At 63.1% G+C, this 404-nt stretch carries 1 protein-coding gene; it reads left to right on the top strand.

Annotated elements, in window-relative coordinates; all coding sequences use genetic code 11:
- On the top strand, nucleotides 1-404 hold a 404-nt coding region (locus tag B3873_RS24350), incomplete at both ends, for a 3-hydroxyacyl-CoA dehydrogenase family protein (protein ID WP_286869569.1).

The raw sequence follows: 404 nt of genomic DNA, 5'->3' as shown, positions 1-404 counted from the left end.
AGCGGACGCGGTTTCTATCGCTATCCGGATGGACCGCGCAGCGGCGCGCCGGACCCGGAAGTGCTGGCGCTCATCGACGAAGAACGTGCGCGTGCCGGCATCACCCCGCGCAGCTTCAGCAAGGAAGACATCCAGCGCCGCTACCTGGCCGCCATGATCAATGAAGGTGCCAATGTGGTCCATCAGCGCATTGCGCTGCGTCCGCTGGATGTGGATGTCACCTTCCTCTATGGCTACGGTTTTCCGCGCCATCGCGGCGGCCCGATGAAATACGCGGACATGGTCGGCCTGCCCAATGTGCTGGCCGACATCCGCGCCTTTGCTGCAGAAGACCCGCTGTTCTGGACGCCCTCGCCGCTACTGGTGGAACTGGTCGAACGCGGCGCCAATTTTGAATCGCTGAA

This window comes from Herbaspirillum sp. UBA812, from assembly GCF_002296545.1.
Taxonomy (GTDB): domain Bacteria; phylum Pseudomonadota; class Gammaproteobacteria; order Burkholderiales; family Burkholderiaceae_D; genus Herbaspirillum; species Herbaspirillum huttiense.
The sequence above is the reverse complement of the archived record's forward strand: the minus strand, read 5'-3'. Positions and strand labels throughout refer to the sequence as shown.